Consider the following 24,399-nt stretch of genomic DNA (forward strand, 5'->3'; position numbering starts at 1 on the left):
TGAGCCTGTCGAAGGGTTCTCGTGGGCACTTCGACAAGCTCAGTGACCGGAAGAAGTTCACCGTGAACGTTTCGGTCCCTGAGCCTGTCGAAGGGTTCCTCGTGGGCACTTCGACAAGCTCAGTGACCGGGAGGCGTCTGTCCGCACCGCTTCGGTCCCCGAGCCGACACCTGTCTCGGACAGCTGTCCGAGAAGTCGTGGTACACTGGTGGGAATGCCTCGCACATCAGGAGTTCCCGCCCTCGGTGTCGAGCAGTCCACCACTGAACGTCCCGCTCCGCCGTCGCGCGTCGAGCGCTTCGCTCCCGTCCTCCGAGTGACGGGCGACCCACGTGCCGAGCGCACCAGGCAGACGATCTTCGACGCCGTCGCCACCATTCTCGCCGGCCGGCCGGAACGCGTGTCCGTCGGCGACATCGTCCGGGTCGCCGGCATCAGCCGCAGCTCGTTCTACGCCCACTTCTCCAGCCTCGACGACCTCACCGCGGCTTACCTGCGCGTGCAGTTCGCCGGCCTTGCCGCGTCCGGTGTCTCGGTGCGTCCCGCGGGGGAGTCGCTGGGTAGCGCCGAGCGCGCCCGCGAAGCCTACCGACGGCTCGTCGCCCAGCTCCTCGAAGACGCACCGCTCTATTCGAGCGTGCTCGAGCTCCCCGTCGCCCGCAGCGCGTTCGACGACCTCGTCGGCGAGCACGCCGACCACCTCATCGGATCGCTGCTCGAGCGCACCGAGGTCCCGGCCGGCATCCCGGCGGGCCTGGTCTCCGCCTATGTCGCCGGTGGCACGCTCTCCCTCGTCGACGGCTGGCGCCGCGGACGCATCGACGTCTCGGACGACGAACTGGTCGAAGCCCTGGTCGCCCTGCTGCCCGCCTGGCTGCTCGACGAACGACCCGTCGGCGCGTCACCGCCACCACCGATCCCCGAACCATCCGGCCGCTGAACCGCCGGAGCACGACGACGCCGGTGCGCGAGTACCGGTGACGACCTGAGAAGAGAAGAGGAACCATGCAGTTCATCGTTGGAGAGACCCTGGTCTACCCGCACCACGGAGCGGTCACCATCACCGAGTTGTCGAAGGTGACGATCAAGGGTGTCGAGCAGGACGTCATGACGCTTCGCGTGCACACGTCCGAGCTCACCATCAAGCTGCCGATCGCGAACGCCGACCTCGTCGGTGTGCGCGACGTCATCGACCACGACGGCGTCCAGGCCGTCTACGGCGTGCTCCGCGAGCCGTTCGTCGAGGAGCCCGGCAACTGGTCGCGTCGGTACAAGGCCAACCAGGAGAAGATGGCCAGTGGTAACGTCCACCGCGTCGGCGAGGTCGTCCGCGACCTGTGGCGTCGCGACCAGGACAGCGGCGTGTCGGCCGGCGAGAAGCGCATGCTCCAGAAGGCGCGCCAGGTGCTCGTCTCCGAACTCGCGCTCGCGCAGTCGATGACCGACGAAGAGGCGTCCGCGGGCCTCGACGAGGTGCTCGCCTCGTCGATCGCGACCCCCGAGGCCGTCGCAGCCAAGTAGGACCCGTGAATACGAAGAGCGCCCCGCCGGTTCGGCGGGGCGCTCTTCGTCGTTGTGGAGGGTGCCTTCAGCCCCCGGTGTTGCCGCTCACGATCGCCAGCACGCCGACGACCGCGATGGCGACGATGGGCCCGAACGACAGGGCGGCCTTGGTGATCGTCCAGACGCGGCTCTCGCGTTCCGGTGCCGGCAGTTCTGCGGGCGACACGTAGACCGGCGCCTGCCCACCATCACCGGAAGCGCCGCCGCTGAGCTGCAACACCCGAGTGTCCGTCCACGCTCGTCCGTCGAAGTGGACCTGGCGTTCCTCGTCGGTCGGGTGCGGGTACCAGCCCGCGGCGTCGGCCTGCGAGGGCTTGTCCCGCTGGAACCGCAGCACCCTCGAGTCGCCCCAGGTCTCGCCGTCGAAGTGGAGTTCCTTCGTCGGGTCGTCGGGGTGCGGGTACCAGCCTGCGGTCGTAGCCATCCCTCAAGTATGACAGCGGGATCGGGGATGCCGAGACCGTCCGATGGGCGGCAGAATGGAGACAATCATGACGACGACACCGCGACCTCGAGCCCCACGTCCACAGATCATCCTCGAGGTGGTCCGCAGTTCCTGGGTCACACCGCACCTCGTGCGCCTCACCCTCGGCGGTCCCGGCTTCGCCGACTTCCAGCCCAAGGACGCCACCGACAGCTACGTGAAGATCTCCTTCGCCAAGCCCGAACTCGGCCTCGAGCCGCCGTACGACCTCGCGGCGCTCCGCGAGACGCTGGCACCCGCCGACCTCCCGGTCACCCGCACCTACACCGTGCGACGCGTGGACCAGGCGGCGGGCACCATGGACATCGACTTCGTGGTGCACGGCGATGAGGGGATCGCCGGCCCATGGGCCGCTGCCGCGCAGCCGGGAGACCGCGTCGTGCTCGCCGGACCCGGCGGTGCCTACCGACCCGACCCGACCGCCGACTGGCACCTCTTCGCGGGCGACGAGTCGGCGATCCCCGCGATCGCCGCCGCCCTCGAGGCGCTCCCGGCGGACGCGAAAGGGCTCGCGTTCCTCGAGATCGGTGGCCGGGACGACCTCGTCGACCTCGACCACCCGGCCGGGGTGCAGCTGATCTGGGTCGGCCGTGCGGCCCGCGATGAATCGACGGCCGCGCTCCTCGCGACCGCCATCAGCGGACACCCGTGGCCCGACGGACGCGTGCAGGTCTTCGCCCATGGCGAGCGGGAGTCGATGAAGGCGTTGCGCGAGGTGTTCCTCACTCAACGAGGGCTCGACCGCTCCCAGCTCTCTCTGTCCGGGTACTGGGCTTACGGACGCACGGAGGACCGCTTCCAGGCGGAGAAGCGCGAACCGATCGGGGTCGTCCTGCCGACGTCGTGACGCCCGCCCCGCCCCGGCGCCGCGCTGCGGGCGGGCGCGGGACTCAGTGCGAGGGGTCGGCCGGCTTGCTCCGCGTCCGGCGGACCCGCGACGGACGCTCGACGCGCGCGCGGATGTCCGGTGGAACGAGGTCGAGCAGCTGATCGCGCCGCAACGGGAGGTCGAGCAGGCTGAGTTTCATCCGGCCCTTGCGCGAGTGCCGGCTCGGGTCGAGACGGACGACGTTGGCTGCGTCGCGCACGAGCCGGACGGTCACGACCGCGCCGCTTGCAACATCGGCGAGGACCTGGCCGTCGATCTCGACGGCGGCCTGCTTGGTCGCCGTCCCGATCGAGAACTGCAGGCGCTCCGCCGGCCCGAGGATGAAGGAGCGGTCGATGCCCGACATCGGGGCGACCGGCGTCACGACGGTGGCGGCGACGGCGGGGGAGAGCACCGGTCCGCCGGCCGCGTAGTTGTAGGCGGTCGATCCGGTCGGGGTGGCGATCACGATCGCATCGGCTTTGAAGTACCCGTAGGCGGTGCCGTCCACGGCGAGGTCGGCCATGACCACGCCGGTTCCCGGGCGCCGGGCGATGGAGACGTCGTTGAAGGCGAGGAGATGGGCGACCTGCTCGCCGGTGGTGATCGTCACCTCGAGGCCGTGGTGCGGTTCGAGGGAGAACTCGTTGTCGCTGACCCGTTGGAGCGCCTCCGCGAGTGCGGCCGGTTCGACCTCCACGAGGAAGCCGACGTTGCCGTAGTTGACGCCGAGCACCGGTGCGGACCGGCCAGCGAGCAGCCGCATCGCCCCGAGCATCGTGCCGTCGCCGCCCATCGCCACGGCGACGTCGACCGACGACGCGAAGGCGTCCTCGTCGAGCAGTTCGACGTCGTCGCCGAGCCGGTTGGCCTCGGCGCGGAGTCCGACGAGGCGCGCGCCGTGTTCGAGCTGCCATGAGCGGAGGATGCGGACGGAGTCGTCGATGTTCTTCGTCGGGTGCGTGATGAGGCCGATCGTCATCGACGGCCCGGTGGGGTGCTTCGTGCGAGTGGTGGTCACCCGTCGAGCATAGGCCGATCGCCTGACAGCACGACCGGGACTCGGGCAGCCAGCGGGCAGCAGCGTGGCTCGCGACCGACGCGCGCCGGGCCGGGTTTGGGATACTGGAGGGAGCCGGTCCGCCGTGATCCTCGCGGGGCGCCGAGCGTGGAGGAACGACATGAGCGATGTGACCGAGAACCCTGGCCGACTACGGCGGGCGGGGCGGCTGAAGCCGATCCTCATCGGAATCCTCTGTGCGGTGCTCGTCGTCGTCCTCGGGTTCGTCGTCTGGACCCAGATCGTCATGCAGGGCACCCGTCCCGCCGCACTCGCGGTGTGGGAGGACCCCGCGGTCTCCGTCACCGACGTCGGCGACGCCGTGGTCCTCGCCCCGACCGCGGACGCCGAGCGTCCTGCCTCCGGTACCGGTCTCGTCTTCATCCCCGGGGCGAAGGTCGACCCGTACGCCTACCTGTACAAGCTGTCCGGCGTCGTCGAGGAGGCCGGCGTGACCGTGGTCATCACGAAGCCGACGCTCAACCTGGCGTTCTTCGACCAACGGCCGCTGGAGACGTTCACCGCCGCCGCCCCGGACGTCGACACCTGGTTCGTCGGTGGCCACTCACTCGGTGGGGTGCGAGCCTGCCAGCTCGCGGAGGATCCCGCAGTGACGGGTCTCGTCCTGTTCGGGAGTTACTGCGCGAACGACCTCTCCGGCTCCTCCCTCGAGGTGCTGAGCCTCGCGGGGAGCGACGACGGACTGAGTACCCCGGAGAAGGTCGCCGACGCGCGCGTCCGGTTGCCCGCTGACGCGACGATGATCGAGATCGAGGGGGCGAACCACGCGAGCTTCGGTGACTACGGGGTGCAGCCCGGCGACGGTACGGCGACGATCTCCACCGATGAGGCCCGCTCCGAGATCACGCGGGATCTGGTCGAGCTGCTCGGCTGAGCGTAGAGGTTGGCCCCGGCGGTCCGCAGAGACCCTGACGATCAGCCCTTCGGGACCGGCGGCCCGACGACGAGCAGGGCCGTGAAGACGGCGACGACCACGAGGCCGCCGACGACCACGAGCAGGATCGGGTGTCGGACGAGCCAGCGCGTCAGGCGGTCGAGCACGCGCTGGTCGCGCGGGTCGGCGCCCGCCTCGCGGCGCCACGCCCCGTCGAGTCGGCCGGTGCGGTCCGCCCAGAGGTCGAAGGGGATGGTCGCGTACGGGACGACGGCGCTCACGAGGCCCACGAGGATCGTGCCGATGGGCCAGCGCTGGTTGATCCCGATGAGCAGGACCGTCGCGCCGTACACGAGGAACACGAAGCCGTGCAGCGCGCCACCGATGCTCACGCCGAGGTCGGTCGTCTTCGTGACGTACTTGAGGATCATCCCGATGATGAGCAGGGTCCAGGTGATCGCCTCGGCGATCGCGATCAGGCGGAAGAGGCGGCGCGGCGACACAGGGGCTCCAAGGCTCGGGGTGCGGGTCTTCCAGCTTGCCAGGGACGGCTGAGAAGGCGCTCCCAGCCGGCGTCCGGTTCTGCCACCCTGGGTGGATCGGGAATACCCGTCGCAGTGACGGGGTTCACCGATATGTATGCAAACACATACAATCGCCGTGACAGCTCGCGGCGAGCCACACGACGTTGGAGAACCCCATGACCACACCCCTCGAGTTCGGCATCGACACCTTCGGTGACGTCACGGTCGACGCCGACGGCGCGCCACTGTCCCAGGCGCAGGTCCTGCGCAACGTCGTGGAGCAGGGCGTCCACGCTGAGGCGGTCGGCCTCGACTTCATCGGCGTGGGGGAGCACCACCGCGAGGACTTCGCGGTCTCGTCACCCGAGGTCGTGCTGGCGGCGATCGCGGCCCGCACCGAGCGCATCCATCTCGGTTCCGCGGTCACGGTGCTGAGCTCCGACGACCCGGTTCGGGTCTACCAGCGGTTCGCGACGCTCGACGGCATCTCCGGAGGGCGGGCCGAGGCCATCCTGGGCCGCGGATCCTTCACCGAGTCGTTCCCGCTCTTCGGGTACGAGCTGTCGCAGTACGAGGAGCTCTTCGAGGAGAAGCTCGAGCTGTTCGTCGCACTCCTCGAGCAGGAACCGGTCACCTGGTCGGGCAAGACGCGCGCGCCGCTCCGGGAGCAGTCGGTCTACCCCCGGGTGGAGCACGGGAAGCTGAAGACGTGGGTCGGTGTCGGCGGCAGCCCCGAGTCGGTCGTGCGGACCGCCCGGTACGGCCTGCCGATGATGCTGGCCGTGATCGGTGGTGGGCCGCTGCGGTTCGCCCCCTTCGTCGACCTCTACCACCGCGCACTCGCGCAGTTCCAGCTGCCGACCCAGCCCGTCGGCATGCACTCGCCCGCCCACATCGCCGAGACCGACGAGCTCGCGCAGGAGCAGCTCTGGCCGCACTACCGGGCGATGATGGACCGGATCGGCCGCGAGCGGGGCTGGAGCCCGATGACGCGCGGGCACTTCGAGCAGGAGGCCGGCCCGGAGGGTGCGCTGTTCGTCGGTTCGCCCGAGACGGTCGCACGGAAGGTCGCGACCGCGGTCGACGGCTTGGGGCTGTCCCGCGTGGATCTGAAGATCAGCAACGGTTCGCTGTCGCACGAGCACCTCATGGACAGCATCGGTCTGTACGGGTCCGCGGTCGTCCCTCGCGTCCGTGAACTGCTCGCCGAGACCTCGACCGCCTGATCCGGCTCAGCGGATGGCCGGCGCACGGTAGGGCATCGTCAGCGTCAGGACGGTGCCGCCGGTCTCGTCGTCGGGTGCCGGGCCGACCCTGAGGGACCCGCCGAACGCGCCGGCCCGTCGATCCAGCTGCAGCAGGCCGCCGGACGGTTCGGCGTCGTCGCGGAGACCGGAGCCGTTGTCGACGACGCGCAGCTCGACGGCGCCCGCCATCGTCCCTCGCCGCTCGGTGGCGGGTGACGAGACCCGGAGGTCCACGACGAGTCGGTCGGCTGCCCCGTGGGTCAGCGCGTTCGTCACGCCTTCCTCGAGCGTGCGGACGACGACCGCGCGCTCCGCGGTCGTGAAGACGTTGTCGATCGGGTCGTCGAGGAGCCGGAAGTCCGGCGAGACGTCGAGACTGGTGGTGATCGACGGGGGGAGCCGTTGCAGGATCGCCCGGATGCTCGGGGCGATCCCGACCTCGAGCAGCGGCGGCGACAGGAGCCGGCTGAGTTCCCGCACGTCGCGCTCGCGCACGGTGCGGAGTTCCTCGCCGAGCGACCTCAGGGTCCGGGCCGCCTCCGACGCGACGTCCGGGCCGCCCTGCTCGAGTGCCGTGGTGACGGATGCGAGCTGGGCGCTGATGAGGACGAGGTGCTGCTGCAGGGTGCCGTGCAGGCCTTCCGCGACCTCCCGCTTCACCCGCAGCTCCTCACCCTGCAGGGACTGGAGGGCGAGGTCGGCCCGGTGTCGCTGATCGGCGTGCGCTCGCTCCTCCTCGCGGGCGCGTCGCCGGGCCGCACTGAGGCTGAACCCGAACGTCGCGCAGACCGCCAGGGCGAGCGTCGTCGTCCCGGCTTCGACGAGGACCGTCTGCAGGCTCGGATCGCGGTACACGCCCAGCAGGAGCTGGAGTCCGCTTCGCAGCAGCCCCGTCAGCATCGCCACGAGGAGGACACCCGCGAGCACCTTCGGGCGCCACCACTCGTGGAGCGACGGCCCCCACCTCGACCACAGCAGGAGTGCGAGCACGAGGATCGCCGCGCTCAACGAGACGAGGTTGGCGGTGACCCGTTCGGCGAGCATGCCACGTGTCCCGCCCGGGGCGACCCAGGTGTAGATGTAGACGCTCTGGAACGACACGGCGAGTCCGAAGACCGCGGCCATGGCGCCGCTGGCCGTGATGAACGCCCGGCTGTCGCTCCAGCGCTCAGCGCGAGGGGTCCGGGCCTCCTGGGTCATGGCTCCATTCTGACCTGCCGTGCGCGCCACCGCCGACATCGACGTGCGGCCGGTCGGGAGCTTCCCCCTCGGTCGTTCCCCGGTCGATCCGGGATACTCGGAACATGCACCACCAGTCGCACTCCGACCCCTCGCCCGCCGCGCTGTCCACGGTCGGTGACGCGACGACGGACGCCGCGACCACCAGGCCGCTGCGTGTCGGGGTGATCGAGGATCAGCCGCTGCTCGGCGGCATGCTCGCCGAGCTGCTCGACGGGGCGCCAGGCGTTGAGTTCGTCGGGCGTGCCGGTACGGTCGCCGAGGCCCGCAGGCTGTTCCTCCCGGGAACGGTGGACGTGCTGACCATGGACATCGAGCTGCCCGACGGCAACGGGGTGAGCCTCGGCGTCTCCCTCCGCCGTGCGCAACCCGGCCTCGGTGTCGTCCTGCTGTCCGCCTACGACCTCATGGACATGCTGCTCGAGATGCCGGCGGACGTCCGCGACGGGTGGAGCTACCTGTCGAAGACCTCGTCGCTCACGCGCGAGGTCCTCCTCGAGGCCATCCGGGTCTCCGCACGTGGCGAGACGATGCTCGATCCCGAACTCATCGACCGGACCCGGCCCAGGGCGGGATCGAGTCTCGAGTCGCTCACCGACCGGCAGTACGCCGTCCTGCAGCTGCTCGCGACCGGTCGTTCGAACACGGGGATCGCGACCAGGCTCGGGATCGCGGAGAAGTCCGTCCAGAACCACCTCACGGCGATCTACGCCGCACTCGGGATCGAGCACGACACCTCGAGCAACCCACGGGTCTCGGCCGTCCTCGCCCTCCTCGCCGAATCCGGCCGCTTGTCCTGACGGGACGTCCGCGGTCGATGCGCGGGCTCAGCGTCCGCGGTCCGGCGCTTCGAGGTCGTCCACCGTCCGATCGGGGCGCCACCCACGCCAGACCGGGTGCCTGAACCGTCCGTCCGGTGTCCACTCGCTGAAGCGGACCTCCCCGATGAGGACGGGTTCCACCCAGTTGGCGTCGGCCGCGTCGGCCGGCGGGACACCCACGAGGGCCGTCGATGCCCGGCCCAGCCGTTCGAAGCGGAGCGCGGTCGCCGCCAACTCCCGATCGCTGAAGCCGCTTCCGACCCGTCCCGCGTAGTGCAGCAACCCGTCCGAGCCCGGCACCCCGAGTAGGAGCGACCCGATCCCACCCGAGCGCCCGCCCCGACCGGGACGCCAGCCGGCCACGACGACCTCCTCCATGCGTTCGTGCTTGAACTTGACCCAGGTGCTGCTGCGCCGACCCGGGCGGTAGCGTCCGTCGAGCTCCTTCGCCATCACCCCCTCCAAACGCAACCCCCGACTCACCTCGAGCGCATCGTCGAGCGAGCCGTCGATCGTCGGTGGCACCTGGACGACGGTCCCGGATCGGATCGTCCGCTCGAGCAGTTCGCGACGCTCCCGGTAGGGCAGCTCCGTCCGATCCGTGTCGTCCAGCGCGAGCAGGTCGAACAGCAGCAGCCGGACCGGCGTCCGACGGCGCTCCCGTTCGACGTCCCGCTCCGCGGTGAGCTGCATCCGACGCTGCAGCAGCGAGAAGTCGGGACGGCCGTCAGGACCCGACGCCACGATCTCGCCGTCGAGGACGACCGCACGGCCGGCGAGCGACGCCGCGAGCTCCTCGACCACCTCCGGGTACGCCGCCGTGAGGTCCTTGCCGTTCCGGCTCGACAACCGCACCCGCCCCGTCGAGCCGTCGACGCTCGCGATCGCACGGATGCCGTCCCACTTCATCTCGAACGCCCAGGAACCGTCGTCGACCAGCTCGCCGGGTACCGCGACACTCGCGAGCATGGGGGTGGGGATCCCACGAGGCCGTGCGACCGGTGGAGCCGGCGGGTCACCCGGGGCCCGCATCCGGTGGATGAGCCACGACGGCGCCTCCCGTCCCGTCCCGCCCGCGGTCCGGATGAGTGCGAACCGCATCGGCCCGCCGAGCGCGCCTCCCGCCCGGCCGTGCAGGGTCCCGATGACCTCGTCGTCGCGCCACTTCTCCAGCTCGTAGGTGCCCGCGTCCCAGATGGTCACCTCACCGGCCCCGTACTCGCCAGCGGGGATCGTGCCCTCGAAACTGCCGTACTCGATGGGGTGGTCCTCCGTGCGCACCGCCAGGTGGTTGCTGCTCGGATCCGTCGGCACCCCCTTCGGCAGGGCCCATGACACCAGCACGCCGTCGTGCTCGAGTCGGAAGTCATGGTGGAGTTTCCGGGCCTCGTGTCGCTGGATCACGAACGAGGGCGGTGCCCCGGCAGCGGCAGGCGTCGGCGGTCCGTCCGGGACGGGCTCGGGCGTCCGCTCCGCATCCCGCTTCCGCCGGTACTCCACGAGCCGGTCCTCGTGCTCCGACGGGCGGATCGTGATCGACGGACGCGGGTCGCCGAGCACCCGCAACGGGTCCTCACCGTCCGCCAGACGCTCGAGCACCGTAGGGAACTCCAGCTGCGCCAGCCTGGGATCGTCGAGCTCCTCCCACCGGCGGGGAGCCGCCACCGTCGGCCGCGACCGACCCCGCAACGAGAACGGCGCGATCGTCGTCTTCGACCCGTTGTTCTGACTCCAGTCGACGAAGACCCTCCCCGTGCGTCGCTGCTTCGACATCTCGCTCACCACGAGGCCCGGCTCGTCCGCGGCCAGCGCCCGCGCGAGCTCATGCGCCACGAGCGACACCTCCGCGGAACTCTGCCGACCGTCCAACGCCGCGTACAGGTGGATCCCCTTGCTCCCACTCGTGAGCGGAACCGGATCCAACCCCATGTCCACCAACACCGCCCGCGCCAGGCCCGCGACCCCCGCGCACTCGGCGAGGGACACCCCCTCACCCGGATCGAGGTCGAGGACGAGACGGTCGGGCGGACGGCGCTCGCCGGATCGGTCGAACCGCCACTGCGGCACGTGCAGCTCGAGCGCACCCAGCTGCGCCAGCCACGTGAGTGTCGCGAGATCGTCGACGATCGGGTACTCGTTCGTGTGATCGCTGTGCTCGATGGGGAGCCGCTGGACCCAGTCGGGAGCCGAGGCACCCAGGTCCTTCTGGAAGAACCCCGACTCCGGCGACGCAGCCGTCCCGACGCCGTGCACCCAGCGTTTCCTGGTCACCGGCCGATCGGCCAGGTGCGGGAGGAGGTGTTCGGCGACCGCGGCGTAGTAGGCGAGCACCTCGGCCTTCGTCGTGCCGGTCTCGGGGTACAGCACCTTGTCGAGATGGGTGAGCTGGATCCGGCGTCCGTCGACGTCGACCCACTGCGTCTGCGCGCCGCCACCGCTCGTCCTCGCCATGGCGATCAGCCTGCCGCCCACGGGCGTCAAGGGCTAGCCCTTGACGATGTTCCGGGTGTCTACTGGTCACCACGACAGCGCGGGCGGATCCGCCGGCGGACGGGAGCGGTCATGCGCGCGATCTGGAAGGGTGCGGTCACATTCGGCCTGGTGAACGTCCCGGTGAAGGTGTACAGCGCCACGGAGGACCACGACCTCTCGTTGCACCAGGTCCACGACGCCGACGGTGGGCGCATCCGGTACCAGCGCAAGTGTGAGGTCTGCGGCAAGGTCGTCACCTACGACCACATCGACAAGGCGTACCAGGACGGCGAGCAGACGGTGGTCCTCACCGCCGACGACCTGGCGTCACTCCCCGAGGAACGCAGCCGAGAGATCGAGGTCGTCGAGTTCGTGCCGAGCGACGACCTCGACCCGATCATGTTCGACCGCAGCTACTTCCTCGAACCGGACTCCTCCTCGTCGAAGGCCTACGTCCTCCTCCGGCGGACGCTCGAGGAGACCGACCGCACGGCCATCGTGCGGTTCGCCCTCCGCCAGAAGACGCGTCTCGGCGCCCTCCGGGTGCGCGAGGACGTCATCCTCCTGCAGACACTGCTCTGGGAGGACGAGGTCCGCGAGGTGCGGTTCCCGGCCCTCGAGGAACGCGTCCGCATCTCCGCCAAGGAACTCGAGATGTCGGAGGCGCTCGTCGAGTCCTTCTCGTCCCGCTTCCGCCCGGACGCGTTCGTCGACGAATACCAGGCACAACTCCGGAAGCTCATCGACGCGAAACTCGAGCAGGGCGACGCCCTCGACACCGCCGCCACCTTCGGCGAGCAGCCCGAACCCGACGACGACACGGGCGCCGAGCCGATCGACCTCATGGAGGTGCTGCAACGCAGCATCGAACGGCAGCGCGGCACGACCGGCGCGAAGACGGCGAGTGGAGCGAAACGGTCCGGCACCGCCAAGCCCGCCGCGACGAGCAGCTCGGCGAAGACCGGTACCGCGAAGACGGGCACCGCCAAGACGAGTAGCGCGAAGACCGCTACCGCCAATACCGCGGCGTCGAAGCCGTCGACCGCGACGAAACGCAAGAAGAGCGCCTGAGCGACGACGCCCGGGCTGAGAGGGAGCACGACATGATGGAGCACCGCATCACCCCGTTCCTCTGGTACGACTCGCAAGCCGAGGAGGCGGCGACCTTCTACGTGTCACTGTTCCCCGACTCCCGGATCACCTCGGTGAGCCGCTACCCGGAGGGCGGACCCATGCCGGCGGGCCAGGCGATGGTCGTCGAGTTCGAGCTCGAAGGACTGCCCGTCAGCGCGATGAACGCCGGGCCCATCTTCTCGTTCACCGAGGCGTTCTCCTTCTCCGTCAGAGCCGACACCCAGGACGAGATCGACCGGCTCTGGGACGCCCTCATCGCCGACGGCGGTGCCCCGAGCCAATGCGGCTGGCTCAAGGACCGCTGGGGACTGTCCTGGCAGATCGTGCCCGGCATCCTCGCCGAACTGCAGAACGACCCCGACCGGGAACGCGCGGCGCGAGCCATGCAATGCATGATGGGGCAGACCAAGTTCGTCATCGCCGAACTCGTCGCCGCTGCGGACGGTCGGTAGCGGCTCCTCCACAACCGACCAGCCGACGGCACACCGCCCCTCCGAGACGCCGGCGCAGTCCACCGTCAGCAGCTCCTGACAGACTTGCCGCATGTCCCACCCCAGCGCGCCCACCCCCGCCCACCCCGAACCGACCCCCACCGGATCGGTCGCCGAGGCGACGGCGGCGCTCGCCGCACTCACGGGCGTTCCGGGGGCCACGTTCCACGACGGTCAACTCGAGGCGATCCTCGCGCTCGTCGACGAACATCGTCGTGCGCTCGTCGTCCAGCGCACCGGTTGGGGCAAGTCCGCCGTCTACTTCATCGCGACCGCCCTTCTGCGCCGACGGGGCGCCGGGCCGACGCTGTTGGTCTCGCCGTTGCTCGCGCTCATGCGCGACCAGGTGGCGGCCGCCGAGCGTGCCGGCGTGCGCGCGGTGGCGATCAACTCGGCGAACGCGCACGAATGGGACGACGTCCGGGCGCGCCTGGAGGCCGACGAGGTCGACGTCCTACTCGTGTCACCCGAGCGGCTCAACAATCCACGCTTCCGCGATGAACAGCTCCCGACCCTCGTGGCCCGGACGGGCATGCTGGTGGTGGACGAGGCGCACTGCATCTCCGACTGGGGACACGACTTCCGACCCGACTACCGGCGGCTCGCCGAACTGATCGGACGCCTCCCGGCCGAGGTCCCGGTCCTGGCGACCACCGCGACGGCCAACGCACGCGTCGTCCGCGACATCGCCGAGCAGCTCACCGCACCCGGCGCCGCAGGCTCCCACGGAGCCGAGGTGCTCACCATCCGTGGCTCGCTCGCGAGGGCGTCCCTCCGGCTCGGCGTGCTCCGGCTGCCGGAGTCACGGGACCGCCTCACCTGGCTGCTCAGCCACCTCGGCGGGCTCACCGGGTCCGGCATCATCTACACGCTCACGGTGTCCGCCGCAGAGGACACCGCGCGGCTGCTGCGCGAGGCCGGTCACGAGGTCCGGGCCTATACGGGCCGGACCGATCCCGACGAACGCGAAGAGTCCGAGCGGCTCCTCAAGGAGAACCGCCTGAAGGCGCTGGTCGCGACGAGCGCGCTCGGCATGGGGTTCGACAAACCGGACCTCGGGTTCGTCGTACATCTCGGCGCTCCGTCCTCGCCGGTCGCGTACTACCAGCAGGTCGGTCGCGCCGGCCGCGCCACCGAGCACGCAGACGTCCTGCTCCTGCCCGGAGCGGAGGACGAGGAGATCTGGCAGTACTTCGCGACCGCGTCGATGCCGGACGAAGCGCGGGCCACCGCGGTCCTCGACGCACTCGACAGCCAGCCGCGGTCCACGCCCGCGCTCGAGGCGCTCGTCAACCTGCGCCGCACACCCCTCGAACTGCTCCTCAAGGTGCTCGACGTCGACGGCGCGGTCCAGCGGGTGGCCGGGGGATGGGTGTCGACCGGCCAGCCGTGGGTCTACGACCGGGAGCGGTACCGGCGGATCGCCGAGGCCAGGGTGGCGGAGCAACAGGCGATGCTGGCCTACGAGCGCGGCGACGAGTGCCGGATGCTCGTGCTGCAACGTGAGCTCGACGACGCGAGCGCGGTGCCCTGTGGCCGATGCGACCGGTGCGCCGGGCCGTGGTTCCCCACCGAACTCGACAGCGCCGCGGCCGTCTCCGCTTCGGAGGCACTCGGTCGGGTCGGCGTCGAGCTCGAACCGCGGGCGCAGTGGCCCACGGGAGCCGACCGCCTCGGCGTCACCGCGGACGGCGCAGCGGTGAAGGGGCGCATCGCGCTCGACGACCGCCTCGAACCCGGGCGCGCGCTCGCTCGGCTCACCGACCTCGGCTGGGGCGGTGTCCTCCGTGAACTCTTCGCCGCGGGCGCACCCGATGCTCCCGCCTCCCGTGCCGTCATCGACGCGAGCGTCCGCGTCCTGGCGGATTGGCCGTGGGCGCAACGACCGGCCGCCGTGGTCAGTGTGCCGTCACGGTCGCGTCCGCAGCTCGTCGACTCCGTGGCGAGGGGCATCGCGTCGCTCGGGCGACTGCCCTACCTCGCGGAGCTCGACCTCGTCGGCGACGGCCCGCGCGGTGGTCCGGGCGGCAACAGCGCCTACCGCCTGGCCGGCGTCTGGGACGCCTTCACCGTCGGATCCGAACTCCGGGCGCAGCTCGCAGCGTTGGAGGGCGCACCGGTCCTGCTCGTCGACGACCGCGCCGACAGTCGGTGGACGCTCACCGTCGCCGGTCGCGCGCTCCGCCGCGCCGGGTCCGGCCCGGTCCTCCCGTTCGCACTCGGGATCGTGGGCTGATCGCCCGTCAGCCCTCGTGGAGGCTGGAGCGGGTGTCCTTGGCCAGGTGCCGCGGCAGCAGGATCGTGCAGACGAGTCCGACGACGGCTGCTGCAGCGCAGATCGCGAAGCTCAGGCGGAAGGCGTCCGCACTGGGTGTCGTGACAGCGCCGTCGGTGACGACCTGTGAGGCCAGGATGGCGCCGATCACCGCACTCGCGATCGTGGAACCGAGCGTCCGCATGACGGAGTTGAGTCCGTTGGAGGCCGCCGTCTCGCTGGGTGGGACGGCACCCATGATGAGCGTCGGCATGGCTGCGTAGGCGAACCCCACCCCGAAGCCGACCGCGGTGGCCGTGAGCACGGTGTGCCAGACCTCGGTCATGAGTCCGATCGCGATCGCGTAGCCGACCGCGATGATCGCGATGCCGATCAGCAGGCTCAACCGGGCGCCCTTGGCCGCCGTCAGTCGAGCGGCGACCGGCGACATCGCCCACATGATGAGACCGCTGGGCATGAGGCAGAGGCTCGCGATGAGCATGTTCTGCCCGAGACCGACCCCGGTGCCGACCGGCGCCTCGAGGATGCCCGGGAGGACGACCGTGCTGCCGAAGAAGGCGAAACCGACCGTGATGGATGCGAGGTTCGTGAAGAGCACCGTCCGTCTGGCGGCGATCCGCAGGTCGACGAGCGGACTGGCGGACCGTACCTCGAACCATCCCCAGAGCAGGAGCACGACGACGCCGCCGATCAAGCAGCTGAGGGTCCCGACGCTCGTCCAACCCCACTCGTTGCCCTTCGAGACGGCGAGGAGGATGGGGACGAGGCCGGCGGCGAGACCGATCGCGCCGATCCAGTCGAAACCGCCTTCGCTCCGGAGGGTGCTCACCGGGACGAAACGCGCGACGAGGACGAAGCCGATGAGGCCGAGGGCACCCGCGACCCAGAACAGCACATGCCAGTCCAGGTACTGCGAGATCACCGCGGAGATCGGCAGACCGACGGCACCACCGATACCGAGCGTGGCACTCACGAGCGCGACCGCGGGGCCGAGGCGCTTCGCGTGGAGCACGTCGCGCAGGATGCTGATGCCGAGCGGGATCACGCCCATCGCCATCCCCTGGAGGGCCCTGGCGACGATGAGCGGGACGATCGTGGACGAGAAGGCGGCGAGCACCGAACCGGCCATCATGATCCCGAGCAGGACGAGCACCATCCGTCGTTTACCGTAGAGGTCGCCGAGCCGACCGGCGATCGGGGTCGCGACCGCGGCCGACAGGAGCGTCGCCGTCACGACCCACATGCTGTCGGAGGCGTGTACGCCGAGGATCGTCGGGAGCGACGGCACGAGTGGGGTGACGAGCGTCATCATGAACGCCGCGACGAGACCGGTGAAGGCGAGGCTCGTGACGACCGCGCGCTCCGGAAGCGGCTTGCGGAGAGCCGCCCGCTCCTCGTCGCTGAGCCAGGGACGCTCGGCCCCAGGCTGGTCCTCGTCGTGGTCGTCGGGCTGCGCTGAATCCTGCGTCACGGGTCCTGTTCCTGTGGAGAGTCGATGCGGCCGAGGCCACTCGGAGTCGAACACCGTCCGTCGGTGCGGTATTCCCGGCTCGGCCGGGCCGATGTCGTCCGGCCTCGTCGTCGACTCAGCGCGGGAGGCGGGGGATCGCCGCGATGAGCTGCTTCGTGTAGGCCTCGGCGGGATCGTGGAGGATCTGCGCGGTGGCGCCGGCCTCGACGACCTGCCCGTGTCGGAGCACCATCGTGCGTTCACACAGCGCTGCCACCGTGCCGAGGTCGTGCGAGACCATGACGAGCGCCAGACCGTTCGAGGCCCGCAGCTCGGCGAGGAGCTCGATGATCTGGATCCGGGTGCTCATGTCGAGGGCACTGACGGGCTCGTCGGCGAGGAGGAGCCGGGGGTTCGGGACGATCGCGCGGGCGATGGCGATCCGCTGCCGCTGGCCGCCCGAGAACTCGTGCGGGAACCGCGACGCCGCGTCGGCGGGCAGTCCCACCGCCTCGAGCGCCTCGGACGCGCGGACGGTCGCCTGCTCGGTGGTCGCCAATCGGAGGGATCGCAACGGTTCGGCCACGATGCGCCCGATGCGCTGCCGCGGATCCAGCGAGGAGTACGGATCCTGGAAGACGGCCTGCACCGATGCGCGGAACCGACGGACCCGCGTCCGGTCGCGGGGGTCCAGAGCGCCACCGTCGAACCGGACCGAGCCCGTGGTCGGCCGGTCGAGGCCGAGCAGCAGCCGGAGGAGAGTGCTCTTGCCGGCGCCGGACTGACCGACGATCCCGACGGCCTCTCCTGCGCCGACGGCCAGCGACACGTCGTCCAGGGCCTCCTGACCGCCGCGGTATCGGAAACCGACCGCGTCCAGCTCGAGGATCGGCGTCGCCGTGATCGGTGCATCGGTCATCGTGGGTCCTCCAGCGCGTCGTCGAGCGCGCGTGCGCTGGCGACCAGACGACGGGTATCCTCGTGCTTCGGTGCCGTCAGCACCTGCGCCACCGGGCCGCGCTCGACGGCGCGACCCTCGCTCAGCACGACCACCTCGTCGACCATGGCCGACACGACGGCGAGGTCGTGACTGATGAACAGGAGCGCCATGCCGCGTTCCCGGACGAGACGGTCGATGAGCGCGAGCACCTCCGCCTGGACGGTCACGTCGAGGGCCGTCGTCGGCTCGTCCGCGATGAGGAGCTGCGGGCGACCGGCGAGCGCGATGGCGATCGCGATGCGCTGCCGCTGCCCGCCGGACAGCTCATGGGGGTAGGAGGCGGCGATGCGCGCGGTGTCGGTGAGGGACACCTCGACGAGGGCCGCTTCGCCGGCCTCCTTGAGCCGTTCGCCCCGGAGTCCCAGATGGCGACGCAGGGGCTCGGCGAGCTGGGCGCCGACCCGCATGAGCGGGTCGAGTGCGGTCAGCGGCTCCTGGAAGACGAGTCCGGCCACCCGACCGCGGAGCGGCCGCAGCGCGCGGTCCGGGGCACCGATCACCTGGGTGCCGGCCAGTTCGACGCTGCCGCTCGCGCTCAGCTGGTCGCCGAGCAGCCCGATCACCGCGAGGGAGGTCAAGGACTTCCCAGACCCGGAACCGCCGATGAGGCCGAGGCGACCCCCGGCGGCGATGGTCAGGTCCAGCCCGTCGAGGAGCGGCCGGTCAGCGCCGTCGGGAGCACCGCGCCGGATGCCCCGGGTGATGGTCAGGCCGGAGATGTCGAGGAGATCACTCATGCGCCGCGCCTCCTCGTCGGATCACCGAGGTCCCGCAGGCCGTCCGCGATGAAGTTCACGCCCACCACGAGCATCACCACGGCGACACCCGGAGCGATCGCGCCGACCGGTGCCGTCGTGACGGTGGCCTGGGCCTCCTGCAGCAGGCGCCCCCAGGAGGCGTTCGGCGGCGGCGCGCCGAGGCCGAGGTACGACAGGCTCGCTTCGGCGAGGACGGCGATGCCGAACTGCAGCGCGAGGTTGACGCTCAGGGTGGGCCAGATGTTCGGGAGCACGTGCTGGCCGATGACACCGGCCCAGCTCGTCCCGGCGGTCCTGGCCGCCACCACGTACTGCTCGCTGAGGACCCGCTTCGTGAGGATACGGGTCAGGCGGGCCACGATGGCCGACATGGCGAGTCCGATCGCGATGATCGCGGTGCCGAGTGACGCGCCCTGGGCGGCCACGATGAGCATGGCGAGTAGGAGCACCGGGAATGCGATCACGACGTCGAGCGCGGCGGAGATCGTGTCGTCCAGCCAGGCCGATGCGAAGGCCGCGGCGAGTCCCACGGCGATGCCGATGACCGCCCCGACCGCGACGGCCCCGGCGCCGGTCGCGAGCGCGATGCGCGCGCCGATCATGAGCTGGGTCATGAGGTCACGACCGAGCTTGTCCGTACCGAGCCAGTGGGTGCCGCTCGGCCCCTCGAGGCGACCGCCGGAGGTGTCCGTGGGGGCGAAGGGCAACCACACGAGCGAGACGGCCGCCAGGACGGCGATGACGCCGACGAGGACGAGTCCGACGGTCAGCGTCGCGGACCGGGCGCGGCGCCGCACGGGGCGCCGGTCGGCGAGCGCGGTCTGGGCGTCGACGGCGCTCATCGGAGCCCGTTCCCCGAGATCGAGGTGCGCAGACGCGGATCGATGAGCCGCTGCGCGATGTCGGCGACGAAGCCCGTCAGGAGGACGACGAGGGTCGAGACGAGGAGGATGCCCTGGATGTTCGGGTAGTCATGCTGCTGGATCGCCGTCAGGAGCATCGACCCGAGGCCGGGCAGGCTGAAGACGCTCTCGACCACGACGGCGCCGAGGAAGGTGGTGGCGAGCTCGATGCCGAGGATCGCCACGACGGGCACCGCGGCGTTCCGGGCGCCGTGTCGGAGCAGGGCCTCGCCGAAGCCGGCTCCCTGCGCCCGCGCGGAGCGCAGATAGTCGCTCCCGACCACGTCGAGCGTGGCGGAACGGACGTATCGGGTGATGGACGCACTCATGACGATGGCGATGGTGATGACCGGGAGGGCGAGGCTCGTGAGCGCCGCGGCAGGATCGGCCCAGTCGTCGCGCGGGAAGCCGCCGGACGGGAACAGCCGGAGCGTCACCGCGAACACGCTGACGAGCAGGATGCCGACCCAGAACACCGGCACGGCGATCCCGAGCTGCGAGAGGCCGGACAACGCGACGCCGTACCAGCGGTCGGCCCGGAGCGCGGACACGACACCGGCCACGAGGGCGAGCACCACGGCGAGGAGGAACGCGAGCAGCGTCAGCGGCACGGTCACCTGGAGACGCGACGCGATCTCGGGTCCGACCGGGAGCGAGCTCACGAACGAGGAACCGAGGTCGAGGGTGAGGACGCCGCCGAACCAGGCGGCGAACTGCTCGCCGAGCGGTCGGTCGGCTCCCACCTGCTCGCGCGCCGCGTCGATCTGCTCCTGCGTGGCGTTCACCGAGAGCAGGGCATTCGACGGGTCGCCCGGCAGCAGCCGGAGCAGCACGAACAGCACGGTCATGGCGACGAGGAACGACACCACGAGGAACGCGGATCGGCGCAGCAGGTAAGCGAGCATGGTGGACCTCAGCGTAGCGAGGCCCGGGCCGACCGGGCGGTGCCGGTCGGCCCGGGCGACGACTACTTGCGGACGATGTCCGCCACGAAGAACTGCGAGTTCAGGCCGTTGACGCCGTACCCCGAGACGTCGCTCGCGGCGACGACGATCTGTGGGTAGAGGTAGAGCCACACGCTCGCCGCGTCCTCGGCGATCTGCTCGTTGACGAGCTTCAGCTTCGCCGTCTGCTCCTCGGTGGTCGTCGCCTGCTCGGCCTCCGACACCCACTGGGTCACCTCGGGGTTGTCGTAGCCCCAGTAGAAGTCCGGGTTGCCGTACCAGACGACGTCGCGGTCGTTCACGTGCTCCTGGAGGGTCGCCTGGAAGTCGCGTTCCTTGAACACCTTCGAGTACCACTCGTCCGCGCTGATCGTGTTGATCTCGACCGTGATGCCGACCTTCGCGAGTTCACTCTGGAGGAACTCGGCGACGGCCGGGTGCGGGTCGTAGCTCGGGGTGTCGAGGGTGAAGGTGAAGCCGTCGGCGAAGCCCGCTTCGGCGAGCTGCTGCTTGGCGAGCTCGGGGTCGTACGGATTCACCTGCGTGAGGTCCTCATACCAGGGGTCCGTCGGCGGCACCATCGACCCAATGAGCGTGCCGTAGTCGCCCCAGATGGACGAGAGCAGCTTCTTGGTGTCGATCGCGGAGTACACGGCCTTGCGGACGAGCGCCTGGTCGAACGGGGCGACCCGGTCGTTGAAGGCGAGCAGCTCCTTCGTCGTGGAGTCGCCGTCGGAGACGACGTAGTCCGCGTTGTCGGTGAACTGGCTCAGCTGGTCGGGGCTCTGCACGCTCGTGATGATGTCGATCTGCTTCGTGACGAGCGCATTGCTGAGCGCGGTCGCGTCGGTGAAGTAGGTGAAGACCACCTCCGCGTTCTTGGCGGGCTCACCCCAGTAGTCGTCCCAGCGCTCGAGGCTCAGGGTGCTGCCGCGCTTCCAGTCGCCGAGCGTGTACGGACCCGTGCCGTCCTCGGTGGTCTTGAGGTCCTTCGCCGCGTCGTTGACGATCCAGACGTAGCTCAGGTTGTAGATGAAGGAGATGGAGCGCTCGGAGAGGGTGATGACGACCGTCTTGTCGTCGGGGGTCGCGATGTCGGAGATCACCGCGAAGCTGCTCTTCCGCGCCGACTGCGAGTCCTCGGCGGTCACGGCTTCGATGCTCGACTTCACGTCCGCCGAGGTGAGCGGGTCGCCGGAGTGGAAGGTGACGCCGTCCTTGAGGGTGAAGGTGTACGTCAGGCCGTCGTCGCTCACCGTGCTGTCGGCGGCGAGCACCGGTTCGACCTCGCCGTCGTCCGTGAGGCGGTACAGGCCCTCGTACACGTTGCCGGTGAAGGCCTCCGTGACGCCCTGGCCGCCGCCGCCGGTGTTGCTGAGGTTCTGCGGCTCGTAGAGCGAGCCGATGGCGATGGTCGCCTCGTCGCCCGTCGCCGAGCTGCCACCACCACCGGCGCAGCCGGCGAGGGCGACGGCGGCGGCGACGGACAGGGCGACGAGCCCGATGGTTCTCTTCACGGATACTCCTGTGGTGTGGGGGTGATGATGCTGGTGCAGGCTGTGGGGTGCTGGGGGTCAGACGGCGTAGAGGTCGAAGCCCTCGCGGAACCGGACGATCCGTTCCCCGGCGAGGACGTCTCCGGTGAACCGGTTCTGCGGCGGCGGCATCGGACAGTTGTACTGCACGGAGAAGCCGCAGGGCGGCACGAACGCGCGGTTGAAGTCGAGGACGACCTCGCCCGCCGTGCCGAAGCCGCCGTCGTCGGTCCGTTGCACGAACAGGAACCGGCCGGCGCCGTACGTGCCCGACTCGTCGTCGCGGCCGTTCGTCGCGTCGCCGAACACGAGGAGCAGCGTGCCGCCGTCGTCGAAGGCGCTCATCGTGTACTCGACGCCGTCCCGCGTGAACACGATGTCGCCGGGGACGACGAGCTCCCGTGATCCGCCGTTGTCGCGGATGTGCTCGAACGGGACAGTCCGCGAGCCGTCGACGGGCGTGAACCGCGCCGTCTGGACCCAGGCGGCGTCGTACGGGAACACCTCGATGCCGTCGAACGCGCGGATGGCGGGTGCGTTCGCGTCCCATCGGCGGATGCCGACCTCGTCCTGGCCCGTGTCGAGGTGGGTGCGGCGGAGCGTCGTCACCGTGACGCCGCTCGGCTGCTCGGCGGCGATGGCCGCTGCGGCCTCGTCGACGGTGGCCGGCGTCTCCTCCGCGAGCCATCGTGTCTCGACGAGGGCGAGGTTGCCGAGCGGCGCGGTCACGGCGGCTCGACGCTCGTCGCGCCAGGCGTCGTGCTCGGCGATCGCGTTCGGCTGCGGGGCGGTGTGGATCGGCATGTCTCGATTCTCCGGATGACGACGGGCGGATCCCAATCGTGTGTCCTTCGGAGTCCAGCTCGTTTCGGGCGGGAACTATTCCCGAGCCCGGCGACGACCCGGCGCAGGACGGCGAGCGACGGGGTCGCGACGTTCTGGGAGGATGTCCTCATGAACGCCACGCTCGTCCGCATGCCCGCCGATCGACTGCGGGGGTGGATGCTCGCCGCGAACGCGCAGTACCGCCTCGAACGCATCGAGGCGGGGGAGACCGAGGCAGAGGCGACGGCGAAGGCGGCACAGTCCCTCGCCGAGACGTTCCCGGCCGGCCGACTCCAGGTCGGACACCTCGTCTTCGAGGTGGTCCTCGACGAAGCCGCGGTCGGCGTGCTCTGGATCGGACCGCGGAGCACGAGCCACCCGGACGAGTGGTGGGTCTGGGACGTGGAGATCGACGAGTCGTTCCGCGGGCGTGGGCTCGGCCGGCAGGCCATGCAGCTCGCCGAGACTGCGGCAAAGGAGCAGGGCGCGAAGACGCTCGGGCTGAACGTCTTCGGGTTCAACCGGATCGCGCGCGGCCTGTACGAGTCGCTCGGCTACGAGACGATGGCCGTGCAGATGCGCAAGGCGCTCTAACGCGGGTCCAGCCCGTCGATCAGCTCGGTCATGACCCGGTCGGCGAGTGACGGAGGCTTCGGGTGCCCGTCGGCGGTGGTCCGCGAGGTCGTCGCCCGGTCGAGCGCGAGGACCTCGCCGTGGAGGTGCTCCATCTTCGCGTCGAGCCTGGACGCCGCCTCGGCTGCGTGCTTGAGCTCGGCGAGCAGGCTGTCCGGCACGGCCTTGTCGTACTTGTAGTAGATCTTGTGTTCGAGGCTCGCCCAGAAGTCCATGGCGATCGTCCGGAACTGGATCTCGACGGGCACCTGCACGACGCCGTCGGACATGAACACCGGAACCTCGACGATCACGTGGAGGCTCTGGTACCCGTTCGGCTTCGGGTTCGCGATGTAGTCCTTGACCTTCACCACGGTGATGTCCTGCTGGCTCGTCAGGAGTTCGAACACCTTGTACGTGTCGGAGATGAAGCTGCAGGTGACGCGGATGCCCGCGATGTCCGTGATGTGTTCGCGGATGTCGTCGATGTCCTGCCCGTACTGCTTGCGTTCGATCTTGCCGATGATGCTCTCCGGCGACTTCAACCGCGAGCTGATGTGCTCGATCGGGTTGTAGTCGTGGATCTGCGTGAACTCCTCCTTGAGGATGTTGAGCTTCGTGGTGATCTCGTCGATGCCGAACTTGTACAGCATCATGAACCGCGTGAACTCGTCCTTGAGGCGCTTCAGCTCCTCGAGGTTGTCCGACGACGTTGGTCCGGTCATGGGCGTGCGCTCCAGCTCTGTCTCCGACGGGCCGACGGCCCGCTCGCACTCTACTGAAGCGGCCTTGGAACGCCTCTCAGCCTCCTGTGAATCAGGACCGTCGCGAGCAGTTCAGTGCTGCAGGGCCGCGCGGCGACGTGACGAGGCCTGGAGCCGGCGGGCGCGCCCGGCGGTCAGCATCAGGCCGAGGACGACCCCGGCGACGGCCCCGGACGTGTTCGCGAGGAGGTCGCGGGGATCGCTCACGCGTCCGGGGACCGCCAGCTGCGCGACCTCGATGCCGACCGTCAGTGCGGCTGCGACGAGGATGGCGAGCCACCAGCGCCGCCGTCCGAGCAGGAGCAGGAAGAAGACGCCGATCGGGACGAACATGGCGATGTTCGCTCCGAATTCGAGGCGCTCGTAAGTGACCCACGCCGTCGACTCCCACCGGGCGAGGAGGTCGACGAGTCGGTACACGAGGGACTCGGTCCGGCCGTCGAAGGGCCGTGGGCCGAGGGTGACGGCCGCCACGAGCGCGAGGTACACCACGGTGAGGGTGCTGAGCACGGGATGGCGGCGGAACATCGGCCCAG

General features: G+C 70.2%; 24 protein-coding genes. 10 read left to right on the forward strand and 14 right to left on the reverse strand.

From position 1 onward, the window contains the following. Positions 1-214: 214 nt before the first annotated feature. Together ACZZZB_RS18870 and ACZZZB_RS18875 are read left to right on the forward strand one after the other, a co-directional pair. Positions 215-940 carry a TetR/AcrR family transcriptional regulator gene (locus ACZZZB_RS18870; RefSeq protein ID WP_194644670.1) on the forward strand — a complete coding sequence of 242 codons (726 nt, stop codon included), beginning with the start codon at positions 215-217 and terminating at the stop codon, positions 938-940. A 65-nt stretch (positions 941-1,005) separates the two neighbouring features. Next, positions 1,006-1,521, forward strand: a complete 516-nt coding sequence (locus ACZZZB_RS18875; protein WP_064296128.1) for a CarD family transcriptional regulator — start codon at positions 1,006-1,008, stop codon at positions 1,519-1,521. Positions 1,522-1,588: 67 nt separating this feature from the next. Here ACZZZB_RS18875 and ACZZZB_RS18880 read toward each other — a convergent pair whose 3' ends face one another. After that, complete coding sequence (locus tag ACZZZB_RS18880; protein WP_463530477.1) at positions 1,589-1,987, reverse strand: hypothetical protein; 399 nt, start codon at positions 1,985-1,987, stop codon at positions 1,589-1,591. A 67-nt stretch (positions 1,988-2,054) separates the two neighbouring features. Here ACZZZB_RS18880 and ACZZZB_RS18885 point away from each other — a divergent pair, with 67 nt between their 5' ends. Next, the gene (locus ACZZZB_RS18885; protein ID WP_124769423.1) at positions 2,055-2,894 is read left to right on the forward strand and encodes a siderophore-interacting protein; all 840 of its coding nucleotides are present in this window, start codon (positions 2,055-2,057) and stop codon (positions 2,892-2,894) included. Positions 2,895-2,937: 43 nt separating this feature from the next. Here the strand turns inward: ACZZZB_RS18885 and ACZZZB_RS18890 are convergent, their stop codons facing one another. Continuing rightward, a complete protein-coding gene (locus tag ACZZZB_RS18890; protein ID WP_236555474.1) occupies positions 2,938-3,936 on the reverse strand; it encodes an NAD(+)/NADH kinase in 999 nt (332 codons plus the stop codon). Positions 3,937-4,096: 160 nt separating this feature from the next. Between ACZZZB_RS18890 and ACZZZB_RS18895 the strand changes: the two genes are divergently transcribed. Further along, positions 4,097-4,870 (forward strand): alpha/beta hydrolase, encoded by a 774-nt coding sequence (locus ACZZZB_RS18895; RefSeq protein WP_463530478.1) that lies wholly within the window; start codon positions 4,097-4,099, stop codon positions 4,868-4,870. A 41-nt stretch (positions 4,871-4,911) separates the two neighbouring features. Here the strand turns inward: ACZZZB_RS18895 and ACZZZB_RS18900 are convergent, their stop codons facing one another. Further along, positions 4,912-5,373, reverse strand: a complete 462-nt coding sequence (locus ACZZZB_RS18900) for a DUF3817 domain-containing protein (protein ID WP_079706044.1) — start codon at positions 5,371-5,373, stop codon at positions 4,912-4,914. Between the two features lie 197 nt (positions 5,374-5,570). Between ACZZZB_RS18900 and ACZZZB_RS18905 the strand changes: the two genes are divergently transcribed. Beyond that, the gene (locus ACZZZB_RS18905) at positions 5,571-6,620 is read left to right on the forward strand and encodes an LLM class flavin-dependent oxidoreductase (protein WP_079706043.1); all 1,050 of its coding nucleotides are present in this window, start codon (positions 5,571-5,573) and stop codon (positions 6,618-6,620) included. Positions 6,621-6,626: 6 nt separating this feature from the next. Here the strand turns inward: ACZZZB_RS18905 and ACZZZB_RS18910 are convergent, their stop codons facing one another. Continuing rightward, a complete protein-coding gene (locus ACZZZB_RS18910; protein ID WP_463530479.1) occupies positions 6,627-7,841 on the reverse strand; it encodes a sensor histidine kinase in 1,215 nt (404 codons plus the stop codon). Between the two features lie 104 nt (positions 7,842-7,945). Between ACZZZB_RS18910 and ACZZZB_RS18915 the strand changes: the two genes are divergently transcribed. Continuing rightward, entirely contained in the window at positions 7,946-8,680 is a 735-nt protein-coding gene (locus tag ACZZZB_RS18915) for a LuxR C-terminal-related transcriptional regulator (protein WP_463530480.1), read from the forward strand. Between the two features lie 27 nt (positions 8,681-8,707). On the opposite strand, the gene ACZZZB_RS18920 is transcribed toward ACZZZB_RS18915, so the two are convergent. After that, positions 8,708-11,152: an ATP-dependent DNA ligase gene (locus ACZZZB_RS18920; RefSeq protein WP_463530481.1), complete on the reverse strand. Its 2,445-nt coding sequence runs from the start codon at positions 11,150-11,152 to the stop codon at positions 8,708-8,710. A 111-nt stretch (positions 11,153-11,263) separates the two neighbouring features. Between ACZZZB_RS18920 and ku the strand changes: the two genes are divergently transcribed. From ku to ACZZZB_RS18935, 3 genes are all read left to right on the forward strand, one after another. Beyond that, positions 11,264-12,244 carry a non-homologous end joining protein Ku gene (gene ku, locus ACZZZB_RS18925; protein WP_463530482.1) on the forward strand — a complete coding sequence of 327 codons (981 nt, stop codon included), beginning with the start codon at positions 11,264-11,266 and terminating at the stop codon, positions 12,242-12,244. A 32-nt stretch (positions 12,245-12,276) separates the two neighbouring features. Beyond that, positions 12,277-12,759, forward strand: coding sequence for a VOC family protein (locus ACZZZB_RS18930; RefSeq protein WP_370582633.1), 483 nt, complete (start codon positions 12,277-12,279; stop codon positions 12,757-12,759). 91 nt (positions 12,760-12,850) lie between these two features. Next, on the forward strand, positions 12,851-15,034 hold the full coding sequence (locus ACZZZB_RS18935; RefSeq protein ID WP_137241600.1) for a RecQ family ATP-dependent DNA helicase: 2,184 nt from the start codon (positions 12,851-12,853) through the stop codon (positions 15,032-15,034). A 7-nt stretch (positions 15,035-15,041) separates the two neighbouring features. Here ACZZZB_RS18935 and ACZZZB_RS18940 read toward each other — a convergent pair whose 3' ends face one another. From ACZZZB_RS18940 to ACZZZB_RS18970, 7 genes are all read right to left on the reverse strand, one after another. Beyond that, positions 15,042-16,544, reverse strand: coding sequence for an MFS transporter (locus ACZZZB_RS18940; RefSeq protein WP_370582632.1), 1,503 nt, complete (start codon positions 16,542-16,544; stop codon positions 15,042-15,044). Positions 16,545-16,659: 115 nt separating this feature from the next. Next, positions 16,660-17,442, reverse strand: coding sequence for an ABC transporter ATP-binding protein (locus ACZZZB_RS18945; protein ID WP_194644661.1), 783 nt, complete (start codon positions 17,440-17,442; stop codon positions 16,660-16,662). After that, entirely contained in the window at positions 17,439-18,260 is an 822-nt protein-coding gene (locus ACZZZB_RS18950; protein ID WP_463530483.1) for an ATP-binding cassette domain-containing protein, read from the reverse strand. Before ACZZZB_RS18950 ends, ACZZZB_RS18945 begins: the two co-directional genes overlap by 4 nt. Then, positions 18,257-19,123 carry an ABC transporter permease gene (locus ACZZZB_RS18955; protein ID WP_430890862.1) on the reverse strand — a complete coding sequence of 289 codons (867 nt, stop codon included), beginning with the start codon at positions 19,121-19,123 and terminating at the stop codon, positions 18,257-18,259. Before ACZZZB_RS18955 ends, ACZZZB_RS18950 begins: the two co-directional genes overlap by 4 nt. After that, positions 19,120-20,088 (reverse strand): ABC transporter permease, encoded by a 969-nt coding sequence (locus ACZZZB_RS18960; RefSeq protein ID WP_463530484.1) that lies wholly within the window; start codon positions 20,086-20,088, stop codon positions 19,120-19,122. Before ACZZZB_RS18960 ends, ACZZZB_RS18955 begins: the two co-directional genes overlap by 4 nt. A gap of 62 nt (positions 20,089-20,150) precedes the next feature. Further along, positions 20,151-21,644, reverse strand: coding sequence for an ABC transporter substrate-binding protein (locus tag ACZZZB_RS18965; protein WP_463530485.1), 1,494 nt, complete (start codon positions 21,642-21,644; stop codon positions 20,151-20,153). 57 nt (positions 21,645-21,701) lie between these two features. After that, entirely contained in the window at positions 21,702-22,466 is a 765-nt protein-coding gene (locus ACZZZB_RS18970) for a DUF1684 domain-containing protein (RefSeq protein WP_463530486.1), read from the reverse strand. 150 nt (positions 22,467-22,616) lie between these two features. Between ACZZZB_RS18970 and ACZZZB_RS18975 the strand changes: the two genes are divergently transcribed. Further along, a complete protein-coding gene (locus ACZZZB_RS18975) occupies positions 22,617-23,081 on the forward strand; it encodes a GNAT family N-acetyltransferase (RefSeq protein ID WP_086473201.1) in 465 nt (154 codons plus the stop codon). Here ACZZZB_RS18975 and ACZZZB_RS18980 read toward each other — a convergent pair. Then, positions 23,078-23,824, reverse strand: a complete 747-nt coding sequence (locus ACZZZB_RS18980) for a GTP pyrophosphokinase (RefSeq protein ID WP_082916274.1) — start codon at positions 23,822-23,824, stop codon at positions 23,078-23,080. The two genes, ACZZZB_RS18975 and ACZZZB_RS18980, sit on opposite strands and share 4 nt — an antisense overlap. 111 nt (positions 23,825-23,935) lie before the next feature. Further along, positions 23,936-24,391, reverse strand: coding sequence for a VanZ family protein (locus tag ACZZZB_RS18985; protein WP_463530487.1), 456 nt, complete (start codon positions 24,389-24,391; stop codon positions 23,936-23,938). Positions 24,392-24,399 lie beyond the last annotated feature (8 nt).

The sequence above is a fragment of the Plantibacter sp. AC185 genome (assembly GCF_979258065.1).

Excerpts from the sequence above, each read along its gene's own strand:
- ACZZZB_RS18870 (WP_194644670.1), top strand. The coding sequence starts at position 215 with ATGCCTCGCACATCAGGAGTTCCCGCCCTCGGTGTCGAGCAGTCCACC.
- ACZZZB_RS18875 (WP_064296128.1), top strand. The coding sequence starts at position 1,006 with ATGCAGTTCATCGTTGGAGAGACCCTGGTCTACCCGCACCACGGAGCG.
- ACZZZB_RS18880 (WP_463530477.1), bottom strand. The coding sequence starts at position 1,987 with ATGGCTACGACCGCAGGCTGGTACCCGCACCCCGACGACCCGACGAAG.
- ACZZZB_RS18885 (WP_124769423.1), top strand. The coding sequence starts at position 2,055 with ATGACGACGACACCGCGACCTCGAGCCCCACGTCCACAGATCATCCTC.
- ACZZZB_RS18895 (WP_463530478.1), top strand. The coding sequence starts at position 4,097 with ATGAGCGATGTGACCGAGAACCCTGGCCGACTACGGCGGGCGGGGCGG.
- ACZZZB_RS18905 (WP_079706043.1), top strand. The coding sequence starts at position 5,571 with ATGACCACACCCCTCGAGTTCGGCATCGACACCTTCGGTGACGTCACG.
- ACZZZB_RS18910 (WP_463530479.1), bottom strand. The coding sequence starts at position 7,841 with ATGACCCAGGAGGCCCGGACCCCTCGCGCTGAGCGCTGGAGCGACAGC.
- ACZZZB_RS18915 (WP_463530480.1), top strand. The coding sequence starts at position 7,946 with ATGCACCACCAGTCGCACTCCGACCCCTCGCCCGCCGCGCTGTCCACG.
- ACZZZB_RS18920 (WP_463530481.1), bottom strand. The coding sequence starts at position 11,152 with ATGGCGAGGACGAGCGGTGGCGGCGCGCAGACGCAGTGGGTCGACGTC.
- ku (WP_463530482.1), top strand. The coding sequence starts at position 11,264 with ATGCGCGCGATCTGGAAGGGTGCGGTCACATTCGGCCTGGTGAACGTC.
- ACZZZB_RS18930 (WP_370582633.1), top strand. The coding sequence starts at position 12,277 with ATGATGGAGCACCGCATCACCCCGTTCCTCTGGTACGACTCGCAAGCC.
- ACZZZB_RS18935 (WP_137241600.1), top strand. The coding sequence starts at position 12,851 with ATGTCCCACCCCAGCGCGCCCACCCCCGCCCACCCCGAACCGACCCCC.
- ACZZZB_RS18945 (WP_194644661.1), bottom strand. The coding sequence starts at position 17,442 with ATGACCGATGCACCGATCACGGCGACGCCGATCCTCGAGCTGGACGCG.
- ACZZZB_RS18950 (WP_463530483.1), bottom strand. The coding sequence starts at position 18,260 with ATGAGTGATCTCCTCGACATCTCCGGCCTGACCATCACCCGGGGCATC.
- ACZZZB_RS18955 (WP_430890862.1), bottom strand. The coding sequence starts at position 19,123 with ATGAGCGCCGTCGACGCCCAGACCGCGCTCGCCGACCGGCGCCCCGTG.
- ACZZZB_RS18960 (WP_463530484.1), bottom strand. The coding sequence starts at position 20,088 with ATGCTCGCTTACCTGCTGCGCCGATCCGCGTTCCTCGTGGTGTCGTTC.
- ACZZZB_RS18970 (WP_463530486.1), bottom strand. The coding sequence starts at position 22,466 with ATGCCGATCCACACCGCCCCGCAGCCGAACGCGATCGCCGAGCACGAC.
- ACZZZB_RS18975 (WP_086473201.1), top strand. The coding sequence starts at position 22,617 with ATGAACGCCACGCTCGTCCGCATGCCCGCCGATCGACTGCGGGGGTGG.
- ACZZZB_RS18980 (WP_082916274.1), bottom strand. The coding sequence starts at position 23,824 with ATGACCGGACCAACGTCGTCGGACAACCTCGAGGAGCTGAAGCGCCTC.
- ACZZZB_RS18985 (WP_463530487.1), bottom strand. The coding sequence starts at position 24,391 with ATGTTCCGCCGCCATCCCGTGCTCAGCACCCTCACCGTGGTGTACCTC.